The 14,858-nt window shown below is 65.6% G+C and carries 11 protein-coding genes; 8 read left to right on the forward strand and 3 right to left on the reverse strand.

Features of this window, described 5'->3' with window-relative positions:
- The 6 genes from VFZ66_01880 to VFZ66_01905 all read left to right on the forward strand — a co-directional run.
- The coding region (locus VFZ66_01880) for a hypothetical protein (protein ID HEX6287904.1) at positions 1 to 649 on the forward strand (649 nt) is incomplete at its 5' end.
- A 33-nt stretch (positions 650 to 682) separates the two neighbouring features.
- The gene (locus VFZ66_01885; GenBank protein HEX6287905.1) at positions 683 to 7,198 is read left to right on the forward strand and encodes an Ig-like domain-containing protein; all 6,516 of its coding nucleotides are present in this window, start codon (positions 683 to 685) and stop codon (positions 7,196 to 7,198) included.
- A gap of 377 nt (positions 7,199 to 7,575) precedes the next feature.
- A complete protein-coding gene (locus VFZ66_01890; GenBank protein ID HEX6287906.1) occupies positions 7,576 to 8,913 on the forward strand; it encodes an LPXTG cell wall anchor domain-containing protein in 1,338 nt (445 codons plus the stop codon).
- Positions 8,914 to 9,054: 141 nt separating this feature from the next.
- The gene (locus VFZ66_01895) at positions 9,055 to 9,564 is read left to right on the forward strand and encodes a plastocyanin/azurin family copper-binding protein (GenBank protein ID HEX6287907.1); all 510 of its coding nucleotides are present in this window, start codon (positions 9,055 to 9,057) and stop codon (positions 9,562 to 9,564) included.
- A gap of 153 nt (positions 9,565 to 9,717) precedes the next feature.
- On the forward strand, positions 9,718 to 10,290 hold the full coding sequence (locus VFZ66_01900) for a sigma-70 family RNA polymerase sigma factor (protein HEX6287908.1): 573 nt from the start codon (positions 9,718 to 9,720) through the stop codon (positions 10,288 to 10,290).
- Positions 10,287 to 11,048 carry an anti-sigma factor gene (locus tag VFZ66_01905; GenBank protein HEX6287909.1) on the forward strand — a complete coding sequence of 254 codons (762 nt, stop codon included), beginning with the start codon at positions 10,287 to 10,289 and terminating at the stop codon, positions 11,046 to 11,048. Before VFZ66_01900 ends, VFZ66_01905 begins: the two co-directional genes overlap by 4 nt.
- A gap of 143 nt (positions 11,049 to 11,191) precedes the next feature.
- Here VFZ66_01905 and VFZ66_01910 read toward each other — a convergent pair whose 3' ends face one another.
- Positions 11,192 to 12,160 carry a hypothetical protein gene (locus tag VFZ66_01910; GenBank protein ID HEX6287910.1) on the reverse strand — a complete coding sequence of 323 codons (969 nt, stop codon included), beginning with the start codon at positions 12,158 to 12,160 and terminating at the stop codon, positions 11,192 to 11,194.
- Positions 12,124 to 12,435 carry a hypothetical protein gene (locus tag VFZ66_01915; protein ID HEX6287911.1) on the reverse strand — a complete coding sequence of 104 codons (312 nt, stop codon included), beginning with the start codon at positions 12,433 to 12,435 and terminating at the stop codon, positions 12,124 to 12,126. Before VFZ66_01915 ends, VFZ66_01910 begins: the two co-directional genes overlap by 37 nt.
- Positions 12,436 to 12,920: 485 nt before the next feature.
- On the opposite strand from VFZ66_01915, the gene VFZ66_01920 reads away from it, so the two are divergent.
- Both VFZ66_01920 and VFZ66_01925 read left to right on the forward strand, forming a co-directional pair.
- Positions 12,921 to 13,646 carry a metallophosphoesterase family protein gene (locus VFZ66_01920; protein HEX6287912.1) on the forward strand — a complete coding sequence of 242 codons (726 nt, stop codon included), beginning with the start codon at positions 12,921 to 12,923 and terminating at the stop codon, positions 13,644 to 13,646.
- Between the two features lie 61 nt (positions 13,647 to 13,707).
- On the forward strand, positions 13,708 to 14,481 hold the full coding sequence (locus VFZ66_01925) for an LLM class F420-dependent oxidoreductase (GenBank protein ID HEX6287913.1): 774 nt from the start codon (positions 13,708 to 13,710) through the stop codon (positions 14,479 to 14,481).
- Between the two features lie 84 nt (positions 14,482 to 14,565).
- On the opposite strand, the gene VFZ66_01930 is transcribed toward VFZ66_01925, so the two are convergent.
- The gene (locus tag VFZ66_01930) at positions 14,566 to 14,793 is read right to left on the reverse strand and encodes an MbtH family protein (GenBank protein ID HEX6287914.1); all 228 of its coding nucleotides are present in this window, start codon (positions 14,791 to 14,793) and stop codon (positions 14,566 to 14,568) included.
- Positions 14,794 to 14,858: the final 65 nt, after the last annotated feature.

The following is a 14,858-nucleotide window of genomic DNA, read 5'->3' on the forward strand; positions in this document are numbered from 1 at the left end:
CAGCCGCCCGGCGGGGATTGTCGAGCTGCCAATCTGCGCCGAGGGCGGCAAGCTCCCATCACCGACCTGCCCCGGCGCGAAGCTGGAGCGATTTATCGCCGGGACGGAGCCGACCGAAGCCGACGATACGCATGTCAACGTCGCGGTCGATCCCGATCTCGACTGTCGCGCTCCGGCGGGCTATCCACCGGAGCGCACAGTGATGCGCAGCTACCGGCTGCTGCCGCCTGAGGCCGAGACGTGGCTGAACCGCGTCGGGCTGCCCCGCGTGCCGCAGCAGATCTGCCCGCTGCCGGAGGAGCAGAGCGCCGCCGCTGCGAGCCAGCCCGACAGCGCCGACGCACAGATTGCGCTGGCAATGCAGGCGCAGCCGGTGTTGACCGCGCCGGTAACAGGAGCGGTCTTTTCGCTCAGCCCCGGCATTCCCCGCGAGCGCCAGCAGATCGAGATGCAGGCGCGCGCCGGAGGCGATGTTGCCCGGCTCACGATCTACGTGGACGACGCGCCGCTCGCCACGTTTAGCGGCCCGCCCTACCGCGCGTTCTGGGCGCTTGCGCCGGGGCTGCACCGCGCAACCGTCGTCGTCGAAGATCACCAGGGGCGACAGAGGTCCAGTGAAACCGTCCAGTTCGTCGTGCGTCAACCATAGCTTCATTTGCACTCGCCATACTTGGAGGGATCGATGAAATCTTTAAAGCCAAACCTGACGCGACGCAACGTGCTGCTCGCCATCGCAGCGCTCGTGATCGTCGTGCTGGGCGTATTCCTCGGCCCGCTGGCGCTGTCCGGGCCGCGCATTGTGCGCGTCACTCCATCCGATGGCGCGTCCGATGTCAATCCACAGAGCAGCATCCGAGTCGAGTTCGATCAGTGGATCTTGCCCGGCTCTGTCAGCGCGGCACTCGAACCAGCCGTACCGCTGGCGATGGAGTGGCAGCGCAACGCCGTGATCATTCAGCCACAGGGCGATCTAAGCTACGACACGCGCTACCGCCTGACCGTCAGCGCTGCCAGGAATATCCTCGGTCGGTCGATCGAGCGCGCCACGCCGATTGCGTTTGCTACGCTGCCCTATGTTACAGTGGCACGCTACGGCCCGGAGCAGGACGCGACCGATGTGGCCCAGCGCGCGCCGATCACTGTCGAGTTCGCAGCGCCGATCGTGGATGCCGCGACGATCGCCGCAGCCGCGCAAGACCCGACGCTTGCCGATACGCTGCCGCAGCCGCTCACGCTGACGCCGCAGCAGCCGGGCCTGGGCCGCTGGCTCTCGCCCACGCTCTACGGCTTTTATCCTGAGAACGGCCTGCACGCCGCCACCACCTACACCGCGACCGTCCGCGCCGAGATCACGCCCGATGGAAGCGCGCGGATGGAGCAGCCGGTAAGCTGGCAGTTCACCACCGAAGCGCCGCTGCTGGCCGGAGCGCGGCCCTACGACGGCGCGACCGACGTGCCGACGACCAGCGCGATCGAGGTGCGGCTTGCTCCCGACGTAGACAGCGCCTCCGCGCGCGACCACTTTACGCTCTACAAAGCCGAGAGCAACGAGTCCGTCGCGGGCACGATCGAGACGAGCGCGGGCAGCCTGCGCTTCAAGCCCGCTGCGCCGCTCGATCGCAGCGCGCGCTACGAGGCGAAGCTCACCCCCGGCATCCGCACAACCACCGGCGCGGCGCTCAACAGCGAGCCGCTGACGTGGAGCTTCACCGTGATGGGCGATCTGGAGGTCGATCAGGTCGAGCCAAAGCCCGACACCAGCGAGGTGCTGACGACGACCAAGCGGATCAGTGTCCGCTTCAACCATCCGGTCGTAGCCGTGACCAGCCTGGACGCGCAGGCCAATCTGCCGCAGCCGCTAGAGATCGCCCCGGCGCTTGAGGGCGAGGGCCGCTGGCTCGACACCAGCACCTACGTCTTCTCGCCGAAGGTCGCGCTCACGCCCTCGACGCGCTACAGCGTGCGTGTCGCTGCCGGGCTACAAGACCAGACCGGCGGCAGGCTGGGCCAGGAGCACGCCTGGAGCTTCGCCACGATCAAGCCCGCCGTCGCCAGGAGCGAGCCGCCGGACACCGCCGATCAGGCCAGCCCGCGCGATCCGCTCCAGATCCACTTCAACCAGCCGATGGATCTCGCCAGCCTGCAAGCCGCGATCAGGCTGCGGTCGAGCGCGGGCGCGAGCATTCCCGGCTCCGTCGCCGCCAAGGGCAGCATCGCCACGTTCACGCCAGCGGAGCCGTTGCAGCGCGGCGCAAGCTACATCCTCACCGTCGAAACGTCGGCCCGCTCCAGGGATGGCGACGGCGCGCTGGCAAAAGCCTACCAGGCGCGCTTTCGTGTCGCGCCGCTGCCTGCGCTGATTAGCTCCCGCCCGTCGGATGGCGAAACTAACGCCGATGTCGGATCGGGCATTGCGCTGAACTTCAGCACCCCGCTCGATTGGCAGACGGTCGAGCGCAACCTGACGATCGATCCCAAGCCCAGCCGCGTCTACACCGCGACCGACCAGGCCAACTTCTATATCAGCTTCACGATGAAGCCGGAAACCGACTACCGCATCACGGTCGGGGCGGCGGCGCGCGATCCCTACGGCGTTTCGCTCGGCAGCGACGCGACCGTTGCTTTCCGCACCAGCCCGCTCCGCCCATCGCTGATGATGGTCGGCCAGGATCAGATCGGCGTCTATAACGCCAACGTCGCGGCGCGCGTTCCGCTACGTTACGTCAATGTGCCAAACGTCAGCTACCGGCTGTCGCGGGTCGATGTCAACCAGATACCGGATCTGCTGACCAACTACGATCTATGGAACCAATTCAAGCCCGATCAGGCCACGCTGGTCAAGGAGGGCCAGCAAAAGCTGCCCGGCGCGCGCAACGAGGAGCGCGTGGACGTGCTCGATCTTGGGCGGCTCGATCCCGGCACCTACTTTGTGCAGGTCAACGCCGGCGGCCTCGCCGATCGGCGGCTGATGGTCGTCAGCCCGTACGCGCTGACGCTCAAGCGCAGCAGCGACAAGCTCTTTGTCTGGGCGGTCGATCTCGCCAGCGGCGAGCCAGTGAGCGATCTACCGCTGCTGGCAAAGTCGGTGTCATACTCGACGAAGCCTGATCAGAGCCAGCCGCCCGCGCTGCAAGAGCTGGGCAGCACCGACGCCGAAGGCATCCTGCACACGAATTTCACCAGCGCCAGCACCTACGATCCGATCTATGTCTGGTCGGCGTCGGGTGATCGATTCGCCTTCGCTACGACCGGCTGGGGCACCGGGATCGGCCCGTGGGACTTTGGCCTGCCCGCCGACTACGGAAACCGGCTGAGCGTCGGCAGCATCTCCACCGATCGCCCGCTCTACCAGCCGGAGCACACGGTCTATATCCGTGGCGCGCTGCGCATGGATCACGATGGGCGCTACGCGCTGCCCGGCTCGGGCCAGCAGGCACTCCTGACGATCGCCGATCCGCAGGGCACGACGATCATGACCTCCACGCTGCCGCTGAGCGAGTTCGGAACGTTCAACACCAGCCTGACGCTCGCGCGCAGCGCCAAACTCGGCGGCTACAGCATGATCGTGCGGCTGGACACCGAGCCGGGCAGGAATCCTGAGCAGCCGCCCGCCGTGCAGGGCAGCTTCACCGTCTCCGAGTATCGCAAGCCCGCATTTGAGGTGACGGTCACGCCCGCTCAAACCGAGCTGATCCAGGGCGAGAAGCTGGAAGTCGACGTTACGGCGCGCTACTTCGCCAGCGGCGCGGTCGCCAACGCGCCGGTCCGCTGGCGGCTCCAGGCGACGCCGCTCTTCTTCACCAGCCAGACCGCGCCCAACTACCTCTTCGAGAACTTCGACGATGCGTACGAGTCGTACCGCTGGTTCGACGGCGAGCGCCCCTTCAACGGCGAGCTGGTCAGCGAGGGCAAGGGCACGACCGACGCGCAGGGACGGCTCAAGCTGAGCCTTCCGGCGGAGCTGGGCAAGAACAACCACAGCCGCAGGCTCACGCTCAGCGTCGAAATCACCGATGTCGACGGCCAGGTGATCGCCGGGCAGGGCCAGGCCAGCGTTCACGCCGGAGCGTTCTACATCGGCCTGCGGCCCGAAGGCTACGTCGCGCAGGTCGGCCAGCCGCAGCAGATCTCGCTGATCACGGTCGATCCGCAGGACAGGCCGGTGCCGCAGCGCGCGCTTGAGATCGGCATCTACCAGCGCGAGTGGTACAGCGCCCGCGAGCAAGGCTCCGACGGGCGGCTCTACTGGACCTCCAAGTTCACCGATACGCTGGTCGAGACGCAAAAGGCGACGACCGACGCGCAGGGCCGTGGCAGCATTAGCTTCACGCCCAAAGAAGGCGGCTCCTACCGCATCGGCGCGCAGGCCCGTGACGACGCCGGGCACACCATCAAGTCGAGCGCCTTCACCTGGGCCAGCGGCGGCGATACCTTCTGGGGCGTCAACGACACCAACCGCATCGATCTGATCGCCGACAAAGCCGGCTATAAGCCGGGCGAGACGGCCAAAGTGCTGGTGCCAGCGCCCTACAAAGGCATGACCGCGCTGATGACGATCGAGCGCGGCGAGGTGATCGAGCACCGGCTGCTGACGATCCAGGGCACGACCGAGCTGCTTGAGGTGCCGATCAGCGCCGACTACGCGCCGAACGTCTATGTCTCGCTGGTGCTGATCAAACCGGCGGATAAGGACGTGCCGACGCCCGATCTGCGCGTGGGCCTGGTCAATCTGCCAGTCTCGACCGAGCAGCAGGAGCTAACGATCGCGATCACGCCCGACAAAGAAACCGCCGGGCCGCGCGACGAGGTGGCCTACACGATCAAAGCGACCGATCACACCGGCAAAGGCGTCAAGGCCGAGGTCGGGCTGGCATTGGTCGATAAATCGGTGCTGACGCTGGCCGACGATCCCAACCCGACGCTGCGCCAGGCGTTCTACGAGAAGCGGCCCCTGGGCGTGATCACCGCCCAATCGCTGACCGTGCTGATGGATCGGGTCACGCTGCGGCTTCAGGCGGGCGCGAAGGGCGGCGGCGGCAGCGCAGGCGGCGACGCGCTGGTTCGCCGCGAGTTTCCCGACACCGCCTACTGGAACCCGTCGGTCGTCACGGGCGACGACGGCACGGCCAGGATCTCGCTGAAGCTGCCCGACACGCTGACCACCTGGCGCATGTCCGCGCGCGGCCTGACTGCCGATACTCGTGTGGGAGAGACGACCGCCGACATCATCGCCACGCGACCGCTGCTGATCCGACCGTCGCTGCCGCGCTTCCTGACTGTCGGCGATCAGCCGACGTTGCAGGCGGTGATCCACAACACCACGTCGGCGGCGATCGAGGCTACGGTGATGCTCGATCCGGGCGAGATCGCGCTGACCTCGGCCAAGCAGCAGACCGTCAACGTGCCCGCGAATGGGCAGACGGTGGTGCGCTGGGCGGCTGAGGTGCCGGAGGCGGGCACGACCACGCTGCGCTTCACGGTCAAGGGCGGCGATCTGGAGGACGCGATCGAGCAGCCGCTCACGATTCAGCGCTACATGACGCCGGAGGTCGTCGCCAGCGCGGGCCAGGTGCAGAACACCACCGTCGAGACGCTGCAAGCGCCCGCCGACAAGCAGGGCGAGGTCCGGCTTGAGCTGGTGCCGTCGCTTGCCGCCGGGATCGAAAGCGGGCTGGAATACCTTGAGCAGTATCCCTACGGCTGCACCGAGCAGACCGTCAGCCGCTTCCTGCCGAACGCCGTAACGTACCGCATCTACAAGCAGCTCGGCATCGAAAACCAGGCGCTCAAAACGTCGCTTGAGCAAAACCTGACGGTCGCCGCGCAGCGCCTCGTCAGCCTCCAGAATCTTGACGGTGGCTGGGGCTGGTGGAGCACCGACCAGAGCCATCCGTATCTGACGGCGTATGTCGTGCAGGGCTTGATCGAGGCGCAGAAGGCCGGATTCGGCGTTGACCAGCAGGTCGTCGACAGAGGCATCGCCTATCTGCAAGCGGCGCTCGACGGCGATGCGCTCGATCCGGCCAAAGGGCCATCGGTTGACGATGCTCGCAGCTACGTGCTCTTCGTGCTGGCAGAGGCGGGCAAGGCCGATCGCGGTCGGACGATCGCGCTCTACGACAAGCACGCCGATCTGGCGATCTACGGTCGGGCCTACCTGCTGATGACGCTCCAAACGCTCGGCAACGAGGACGAGCGCATCCAGACGTTGATCGGCGAGCTGATGAGCAGCGCGATCCTTGGGCCGACACACGGCCACTGGGAGGAGCGCGAGCAGCACTACTGGACCATGAACAGCGATACGCGCACGACGGCGCTGGTGCTTCAGGCGCTCGTCCGCACCGACGCCGGCAACTTCCTGGTGCCGAACGCCGCGCGCTACCTGATGAGCGTGCGCGAGGATGGGCACTGGCGCTCGACGCAGGAGTCGGCGGTGGCGCTGATGGCGCTGGCCGAGTACACCGTGCAGAGCGGCGAGCTTGAGGCCAGCTACAGCTACCAGGCGGCGCTCGACGGCAAGACGCTCAGCGAGGGCACCGTCAATCGCGACAACCTCAGCGATCCGATCGATGTGGTGATCGCGCTGGCTGATCTCAAATCGGGCGGCCAGAGCCAGCTCACGATCAAGCGGCAGGCGGGCAGCGGCCAGAGCGGCAAGGGACGGCTCTACTACACCCTGCGGATGCGCTACTACGAGGATGCCGCGTCGGTCGAGCCGCTCGATCAGGGCCTCGCGGTTCAGCGCGAGTACATCGCCGTCAACAGCGACACGCTGACGCCCACCGGCGAGCTGATCAAGCAGGCCAGGCTCAGCGATGTCGTGCAGGTGCGGCTCACGCTCACGGTGCCGGAGAATGTGCGCTACCTTGCGGTCGAGGATATGCTTCCGGCTGGTCTGGAGCCGCTGGATAGCAGCCTCAAGACCGTGACCGATGTCGCGCAAGATCCCACGCTGACCAACGCCGATGCCGAGGCCGAGTACCCGTACTGGTGGTACTTCGGGCAGACCGAGATCCATCACAATCGCGTGGCGCTCTTCGCCACCGACCTGCCGAAGGGCACCTATCACTATACCTATCTGGCACGCGCCACAACTACCGGAACGTTCCAGACGCTCCCGGCGACGGCCTACCAGATGTACGCGCCGGAGGTCTTCGGACGCAGCGCGGGAGCGACGTTCACCGTGACAGCGCCGTAAGGCCGCCGTCAGGCCGGGGGTGTGGGGGCGTCCCCCACACTCTCCCTCTTTCCCCTGGCCCGACGGAGAACAGCGGGCCGTCAGGCCGGGGGTGTGGGCCGGAACAGCCGATACACACGCGAGGACGGGCTTAAGCCCGTCCTCGCTGTTTGCTTTAAATTGCTGCATCCAGATCGAGCACCGGCGACGAATATAGGGCAGACAGCTAGAAGTTGCACATGCTGAGTCTCGCGAGGCAGCATCGCAGCATACCGAGCTGGCACATCTTGCACCGAGGATACGCAAGCGGATTGGAGAGCATAATCGTTTGGTCTTCCAGCCGCCAGATCTGTGCGATGGAAACAACGACACCCAATAATGGATGAAGGAGCGAGTTCATGTATAAGCAACTTTCCCTGCTGATCGTAGCCACGCTGCTCTGGCTTGGAGCAAGCGCTGCCATTCCGGCCCAGGCTTCCACTACGGCGATCAACGCATCCGATCTCCGCGCGCTGCTCAGCTCGCAGCTCGGCGAGCATGTGATACTGGCTGCCAGCGCTACGAATGCGGCGCTCGGCGGACGTGATGCGGAGTTCAAGGCGGCAGCCGACGCGCTCGACGCCAACTCCGTCGATCTCGCCAAGGCGATCGGCTCGGTCTATGGCGCGGAGGCCGAGCAAGCCTTCCTGCCGCTCTGGCGCACGCATATCGGCTTCTTCGTCGATTACACTCAGGGCGTCGCCGCCAAGGACCAGGCCAAGCAAGACAAGGCGGTTGCCGATCTGACCCAGTACACCCAGGACTTCGGCGCGTTCCTCAATTCCGCCAATCCCAACCTGCCCAAAGATGCCGTCGCCGATCTGGTCAAGACCCATGTGCTGACCCTCAAGGATGTCGTCGATGCGCAGGCCGCTGGCGATCAGGCCAAAGCCTACACCGCGCTCCGCACGTCCTACGCGCACATGGATATGATCGCCGGGCCGCTGGCGGGCGCGATCGGTAAGCAGTTCCCCAACAAGTTCGCTGGCAGCGCCGACTCAGCCGCCGCGAACCTGCGCACAACGCTCAACCTGGGCCTGCAAGAGCATGTGGTGCTGGCGTCGAGCGCGACCAACGCCGCGCTGCACGGGCGTGACGCGGAGTTCAAGGCGGCAGCCGACGCGCTCGACGCCAACTCCGTCGACCTCTCCAAGGCGATCGGCTCGGTCTATGGCGCGGAGGCCGAACAAGCCTTCCTGCCGCTCTGGCGCACGCATATCGGCTTCTTCGTCGATTACACTCAGGGCGTCGCCGCCAAGGACCAGGCCAAGCAGGACCAGGCGGTTGCCGATCTGACCCAGTACACCCAGGACTTCGGCGCGTTCCTCAGCTCGGCCAATCCCAACCTGCCCAAAGATGCCGTCGCCGATCTCGTCAAGACCCACGTCCTGACGCTCAAGGATGTCGTCGATGCCCAGGCGACCGACGACTACGCCAAGGCCTATACCGCGCAGCGCAACGCATACGCCCATATGTCGATGATCGCCGATCCGCTAGCCAGCGCCATCGTCCAGCAGTTCCCCGACAAATTCGGCGCGACGGCGGCAGGCGCGGCAGCCAACGACTCATCGCATACGCCAGCGATGATGCCGAATACCGGCGCTGAAACGCCGATGCTGTACGCACTGATCGTCGTGGCCGTGGCGCTGATGCTTGGCGGGCTGGCTCTGGCCCGACGCTACCGCCGTACGGTCTAAGCCGGAGCTGCTGGAAACGTGCTGCGCGGGGCAAAGCGGCACGCCACGGAGCGGGAGTTGAAGCTCCCGCTCCTCATTGTAGAGACAGGCGAAGACGAGAGGTAGGCAGATGCGATCGATCATCTGCACAGCGGATCAGCTATGAATAACCCACTGATGAGATCAGGGATCGGCACGCTGGCGCTGCTGCTTGGGCTGCTGCTGGCGGCCTGCGGCTCCACAACCACGCCGCCATCGGCGAGCGGAGTTGCGGCGGCAAGCGCGACGGCGACCCCACAGCCAACACCGGCTGCGACGGCCACGCCAGCGCCCACGGCAGCGCCGACCGCGACGGTCGTCCCAGCCGAGGCGGCTCAGCCGGGCGCGACGGCTGCGGCGCAGGCTGAGACAGCGGCCACGATCAAGCTCTTCATGTTCAAGCCCGCTGTCCTGGACGTCCGGACGGGCACGACGGTGATTTGGACGAATGAGGATGCGATCGAGCATAGCATCACGGCGGGCATGCCGGGCCAGCCCGGCGACGCCTTCGACTCAGGCTTCTTCGAGCAGGGCGGCACGTTTGCCTTTACCTTTACCGAGCCGGGCGAGTACGCCTACTTTTGCAAGCGTCACGAGTCGATGCTCGGCAAGGTCAACGTTACCGCGCCATGACGGCCAATTGTTGCGCGCAGCGCACAGGACGTTCTCTGTGGGTGTATCATGTATCAGCGCCAGAAGGATGTCGTCTCGGATCGGACGCTGGATCGAGATCGCCGCGATGCATCATCAGCGAAACGTCGTATAGAGTGGGGAGAGACTTCCAACGTGGAGGCAACCGACGAGGAATTGATCGAGCGGCTGGCGAGCGGCGACCTGGCCGCGCTGGATGCGCTCTACACGCGCTACGCACGGCCCGTCTTTTCGCTGGCGCTGCGCATCCTGACCGATAGCGCCGATGCCGAGGAAGTGACCCAGGATGTGTTCGAGCGAGTCTGGCGTCACGCGCCCACGTTCGATGCGCAGCGCGGACGATTCGGGAGCTGGCTGCTGAGCATGACGCATCATGTGGCGATCGATCGCGTTCGTAAGCGTCAGCGCCGCCCGCAGCAGGCCGACGCGCAGGCCAGCGAGTGGTCGCTGCCGAACGAGCCGAGCAGCCACGACGTGCCCGAGTCGGTGCTGCGTAACCTCCAGGCGGAGCAAGTACGCCGCGCGCTGCGCTCGCTGCCGCCGTCGCAGCAGCAGGCGATCGAGCTGGCCTATTTCGGAGGATTAAGTCATCTGGAGATTGCGGCAGCGCTGGGAGATCCGCTAGGCACCGTGAAAGCCCGCATCCGACGCGGTATGGATCGGCTCCGATCAGCCTTAGAGCGCTTTGTGACAGAGGGTGAAGTATGACCGACCAGCATGTTGACGAGCTGATCGATTTGTATGCGCTTGGTGCGCTTGAGCCCGGCGAGCAGGTTGCGGTTGACGAGCATTTGGATGAGTGCCCACGCTGCCGCGCGCTGTTAGAGGAGGCCAAGCAGCTTGTGCAGCTTTTTGCGTGGACTCCCGATCAGCACGATCCGCCGCCCGCGCTCCGTGGCAAAGTGATGCAGCGCGTTGCCCATCTGCAACATCTTCAGGGCAAGACCCGCCGCTCGTGGTGGGAGCGCTTTTCGCTCCCGCCGTGGCTGCGCTCGCCGCGCCTCGGGCTGCAACTTTCAGGCGCGCTGCTGCTCCTGGTGGCGCTGCTCGGCTGGCGCACCGTGCGGCTCCAGGATGAGATCGCCAGCCTGCGCGGGCAACTGGCGGAGCAACAATCGCTGGTGGCGGTGCTGTACGCGCCCGGCACGCGCATCGTTCCGCTCGCGGCGACCGATCCCGAAGCGCCGCAGGGCTACCTGCTGTTCGATCCCAGCCGCGCGCGTGCCGTGCTCAAGACGACGGCGCTGGCGGCGCTGCCACAGGATAAGACCTACCAGCTCTGGCTGATCGCCGACAATCAGCCCGAAAGCGTGGGCCTGCTCAGCGTCGATCCGAATGGACAGGGCGCTGCTGAGATCCTGGCGCAGCGTCCGATCGGGCAGTATCAGGCGTTCGGTATCAGCGTCGAGCCCGCCGGGGGCAGCGCGCAGCCGACGACCACCCCGATCATTCTGGAAACCCTCTAGCGTCGACCCATACTGCGAACAACGAGTCAGATCCGCGATCGGGCGCTCGATGGTGCGACATGCCGCGCCATAGCTACGGCATGTCGCACCTACCAGCGGCAGCGGGAACGGGCCGTAAGACCGCTATTCCCGCTCGCAACCGACTACCTGGCAGTTACAGATCTGGTCGCCGTGCCGCCCAGGCTACTGCGCACAGTGATATTCTGGGGGTTGACGGGCCAGCTCCACTGTCCGCTATATCTGCCGTTGCCGCCACTGCTCAGCGTGCCGATATACTCGCCGGTCGCCGTCACATACGCCTTGAGCGTCGCCGCGCTCCGTGTGCTGCTGGCCTCGACCCTGAGCTGCTTCTTCGAGACGGTGTACTCAGCGCGGCTGATCGAAACCGTGTCCGGCGTCGGAGTCGCCGTGGCCGTGGGCAGCGGGGTCGGCGTGAGCGTTGGCGCAGGTGTTGGCGTGGGCGTCGCCGGTGGGGGCGTGGTGCCGCTGCTGTTGGTAGCCGACGAGTTCTGGAAGCGCAGGTCGTGAGCGACCACCCGCACCTGCACGCTGGCAAAGCCGCTGCCGGGCGCGGTCTGCCACGTGTAGCTGCGGGCGCTGCCAGGCAGATCACGCGCGATCACGTGCCAGGTTCGTCCGCCGTCATACGAGCCATGCACGTCGAACGAGCGCAGGCCCTCGTCATCGCTGGCGGACCAGGCGATCGGCACGCTTGAGCCGGGGGCGATGCTCGCGCCGCTCACCGGGCTGAGCAGCGCTACCGTCGGCGCTGCGTCGGGGATGCGCGCGTCGGGGCGGATCGTGAACGGCTCGCTGAAGAACCACTTGACACGATTGTAGGTGCCGTAGATCTTGATGCCGACCCGCGCCGAGTCGGTGCTGACGAATGGCATCGTCAGCGGCAGCGGCAGGCAGCCCGCCGTTCCCATGCCGCCGAGCGAAACGCTGCGCTGATTACCATCCATGAACAGATACGCCTCGAAGCTATCCGCCGCCAGGCTCAAGCCCGACGCGGTCCAGCAGATCGGTACCTGATCGCCCGTGCGGAAGGGGCCGCGCAGGTCGCTGGTGATGGTCAGCGTGCCAGTCGCCTCGCCCGAAGGAATAACCAACGAGGCGGCATCCAGCCCTCGCGCCCGGTGCTATCTACCGCCACCACGCGGATCGTCGCGGTCGGATTGGTTCCCTGGAAGCCGATGTTGGGCACCGTCCACTCGAACGACCGCTGCCAGGCAGGCAGGCTATCCGCGATAACGGTGTAGGTCTGCTCGCCGCCGCTGTCGGGCGAGAACAGGATTTTGTGAGAAGCCAGGCCGCTGGCATCCTGCGATTCCCAGTTGAGCATGATCTGCTGCCCCGGCTCTGCCAGGAACGACGGCGCGTGCAACTGGACGCGCGCTGTTGCTATAGTCGGGCGCTGCCGTCAGGAACGGCTTGATCGGCACGCCGGAGGCCGCCGAGTCGCCGGTGCCGCGCGCGTTGTCGGGCGAGGTCGGGCCGCTGGCGTTGCCCCACCAGTTATAGCGCGCATCGCTGGCCGACGAGACGCCGATGCCGTTGCATGGGGGGATCTCTTTCGTTGATACCCTTGGGCGCAGACCAGTAGGTATAAGGAGACGAACAAACGACACACTGTGCCGTGTGATTTTGAAGGCAGGCGCATACAAAGGGGTTGATGGATACTTGAGAATGTACCCGGTGGTGGATGTTCTCCCGACTTCCCGCTGTAGGATACCAAAATCGATTTGATTTTGGTAGGGTCGAATGGAGGAGCCTTCCAGATCGCCAAAACCAGCCAGGCTGTCTGGGCGCTGGCTCAGGCATAGAATACAGTATGCACGATCGATCGGACATACCGCGAAGGAGCATGAGATGCGCGTTGCACTGATCTCGGATATTCACGGCAACCTGGTAGCGCTGGAGACGGTGCTCGCCGATCTCGCAGGCCAGGCGGTCGATCGGATCGTTTGCCTCGGCGATGTCGCCGCGACCGGCCCGCAGCCGCACGAAGCGATCGAGCGGCTGCGCGCGCTCAACTGTCCGGTGGTTATGGGCAATACCGATGAGTGGCTGATCACTGCGCGGCCAGCGACCGCAGCCAGCGACGAGATTCATCAGGCGATCGATCGCTGGTGCCGCGAGCAACTGACCGCCGCCGACCTGGACTTCCTGCGCACGTTCGCGCCGACGATCGAGGTCGCGCTCGACGACAAGACCGCGCTGCTGTGCGTTCATGGCTCGCCGCGCTCGAACACGGAAGCGATCGAGACAACCACGCCCGACGATGCCCTCGCGCCGATGCTGTCGAACACCGCCGCGCTGGTTATCGCCAGCGGTCACACGCACGTCCAGATGCTGCGCCGCTACAACGGGCAGATCGTAATCAATCCCGGCAGCGTTGGCCTGCCCTACGAGATCCTCGGCGCGAGCGATGAGATCCGCAATCCGCCCTGGGCGGAGTACGCGATCCTGAGCTGGCACGGCCAGCGCCTGGGCATCGAGCTACGCCGCGTGCCGCTCGACATCCGTGCGGTGACGCGGGCGGCGCTTGAGAGCGGCATGCCGTATGTGGAAGCGTGGGTCAGAGATTGGCGCTAGTATCTGAGCACCGTGCAAACTTGGAGTACGATACAGGTATATGTATATGCAAAGGGAGCGCATGATGTCACGAATTCGCATCGGAGTACAACTACAGCCGCAGCACACGTCCTACGCCGATTTCGCCGACGGCGTGCGGCAGGCCGAGGAGCTTGGCGTCGACACGATCTGGACCTGGGATCATTTCTACCCGCTGTACGGCGATCCTGAGGGCACGCACTTTGAGGGCTGGACGCTGGTGACGGCGATGGCGCAGTTGACGAGTCGCGCCGAGATCGGCTGCCTGGTGACGTGCAACAGCTACCGCAATCCCGACCTGCTGGCCGACATGGCGCGAACTGTCGATCATATCAGCGGCGGACGCTTGATTTTCGGCATTGGCGCTGGCTGGTTCGAGCGCGACTACCGCGAGTACGGCTATGAGTTCGGCACCGCTCCGGGCCGCCTTCAGGAGCTTGGCCGCAGCCTGCCGGTGATCAAAGAGCGCTGGCAGAAGCTTAACCCGCCGCCCGTGCGCAACCCCATCCCGACGCTGATCGGCGGCGGCGGCGAGAAAGTCACGCTCCGGCTGGTCGCGCAGTACGCCGATCTCTGGAATAGCTTCGGGCCGCCCGAAACATATAAGCACAAGAACGAGGTGCTCACGAGCTGGTGTCACGAGCTAGGCCGCGACCCGGCGGCGGTCGAGCGTACCGTGCTGGTCAACCCCAACGAGCTGGATCAGCTCGATGCATTTGTGGACGCGGGCGCGACGCATATGATCCTGGGCCTGGGCGCGCCCTGGAACATCGAGGCGGCAAAGCGGCTGGCCCAGTGGCGCGACGCGCAGGGCTAAGCGCGATCCGGCGGGCATCGCAACGAAAGAAGCTCCCACAATGCCAGGCTCTCTGGCGCTGTGGGAGCTTCTCGGGGAGCGAGCTTACTCGCCCTGGCCCTGGGCTTCTTCCATCTTTTTGCGCAGGCTCAGCGGGCGCATGTCGGTCCAGACCTCTTTGATGTAGTCCAGGCACTCCTGCTTGGGTCCGCTCTTGCCGACGTCGCGCCAGCCCAGCGCGTTCTCGCGGTCGGCGGGCCAGATCGAATACTGCTCCTCGTGGTTGACGACAACCTTGTAGATCGTCGTATCTTCCTGCTCATCCCGGTTCATGATACCTCCATTACAACGATGTGCGTCCGACAGTTACCCTGGGGGAAGGGCGATAATATTGATAC

This window comes from Herpetosiphonaceae bacterium, from assembly GCA_036374795.1.
Classification (GTDB): Bacteria; Chloroflexota; Chloroflexia; order Chloroflexales; family Kallotenuaceae; genus LB3-1.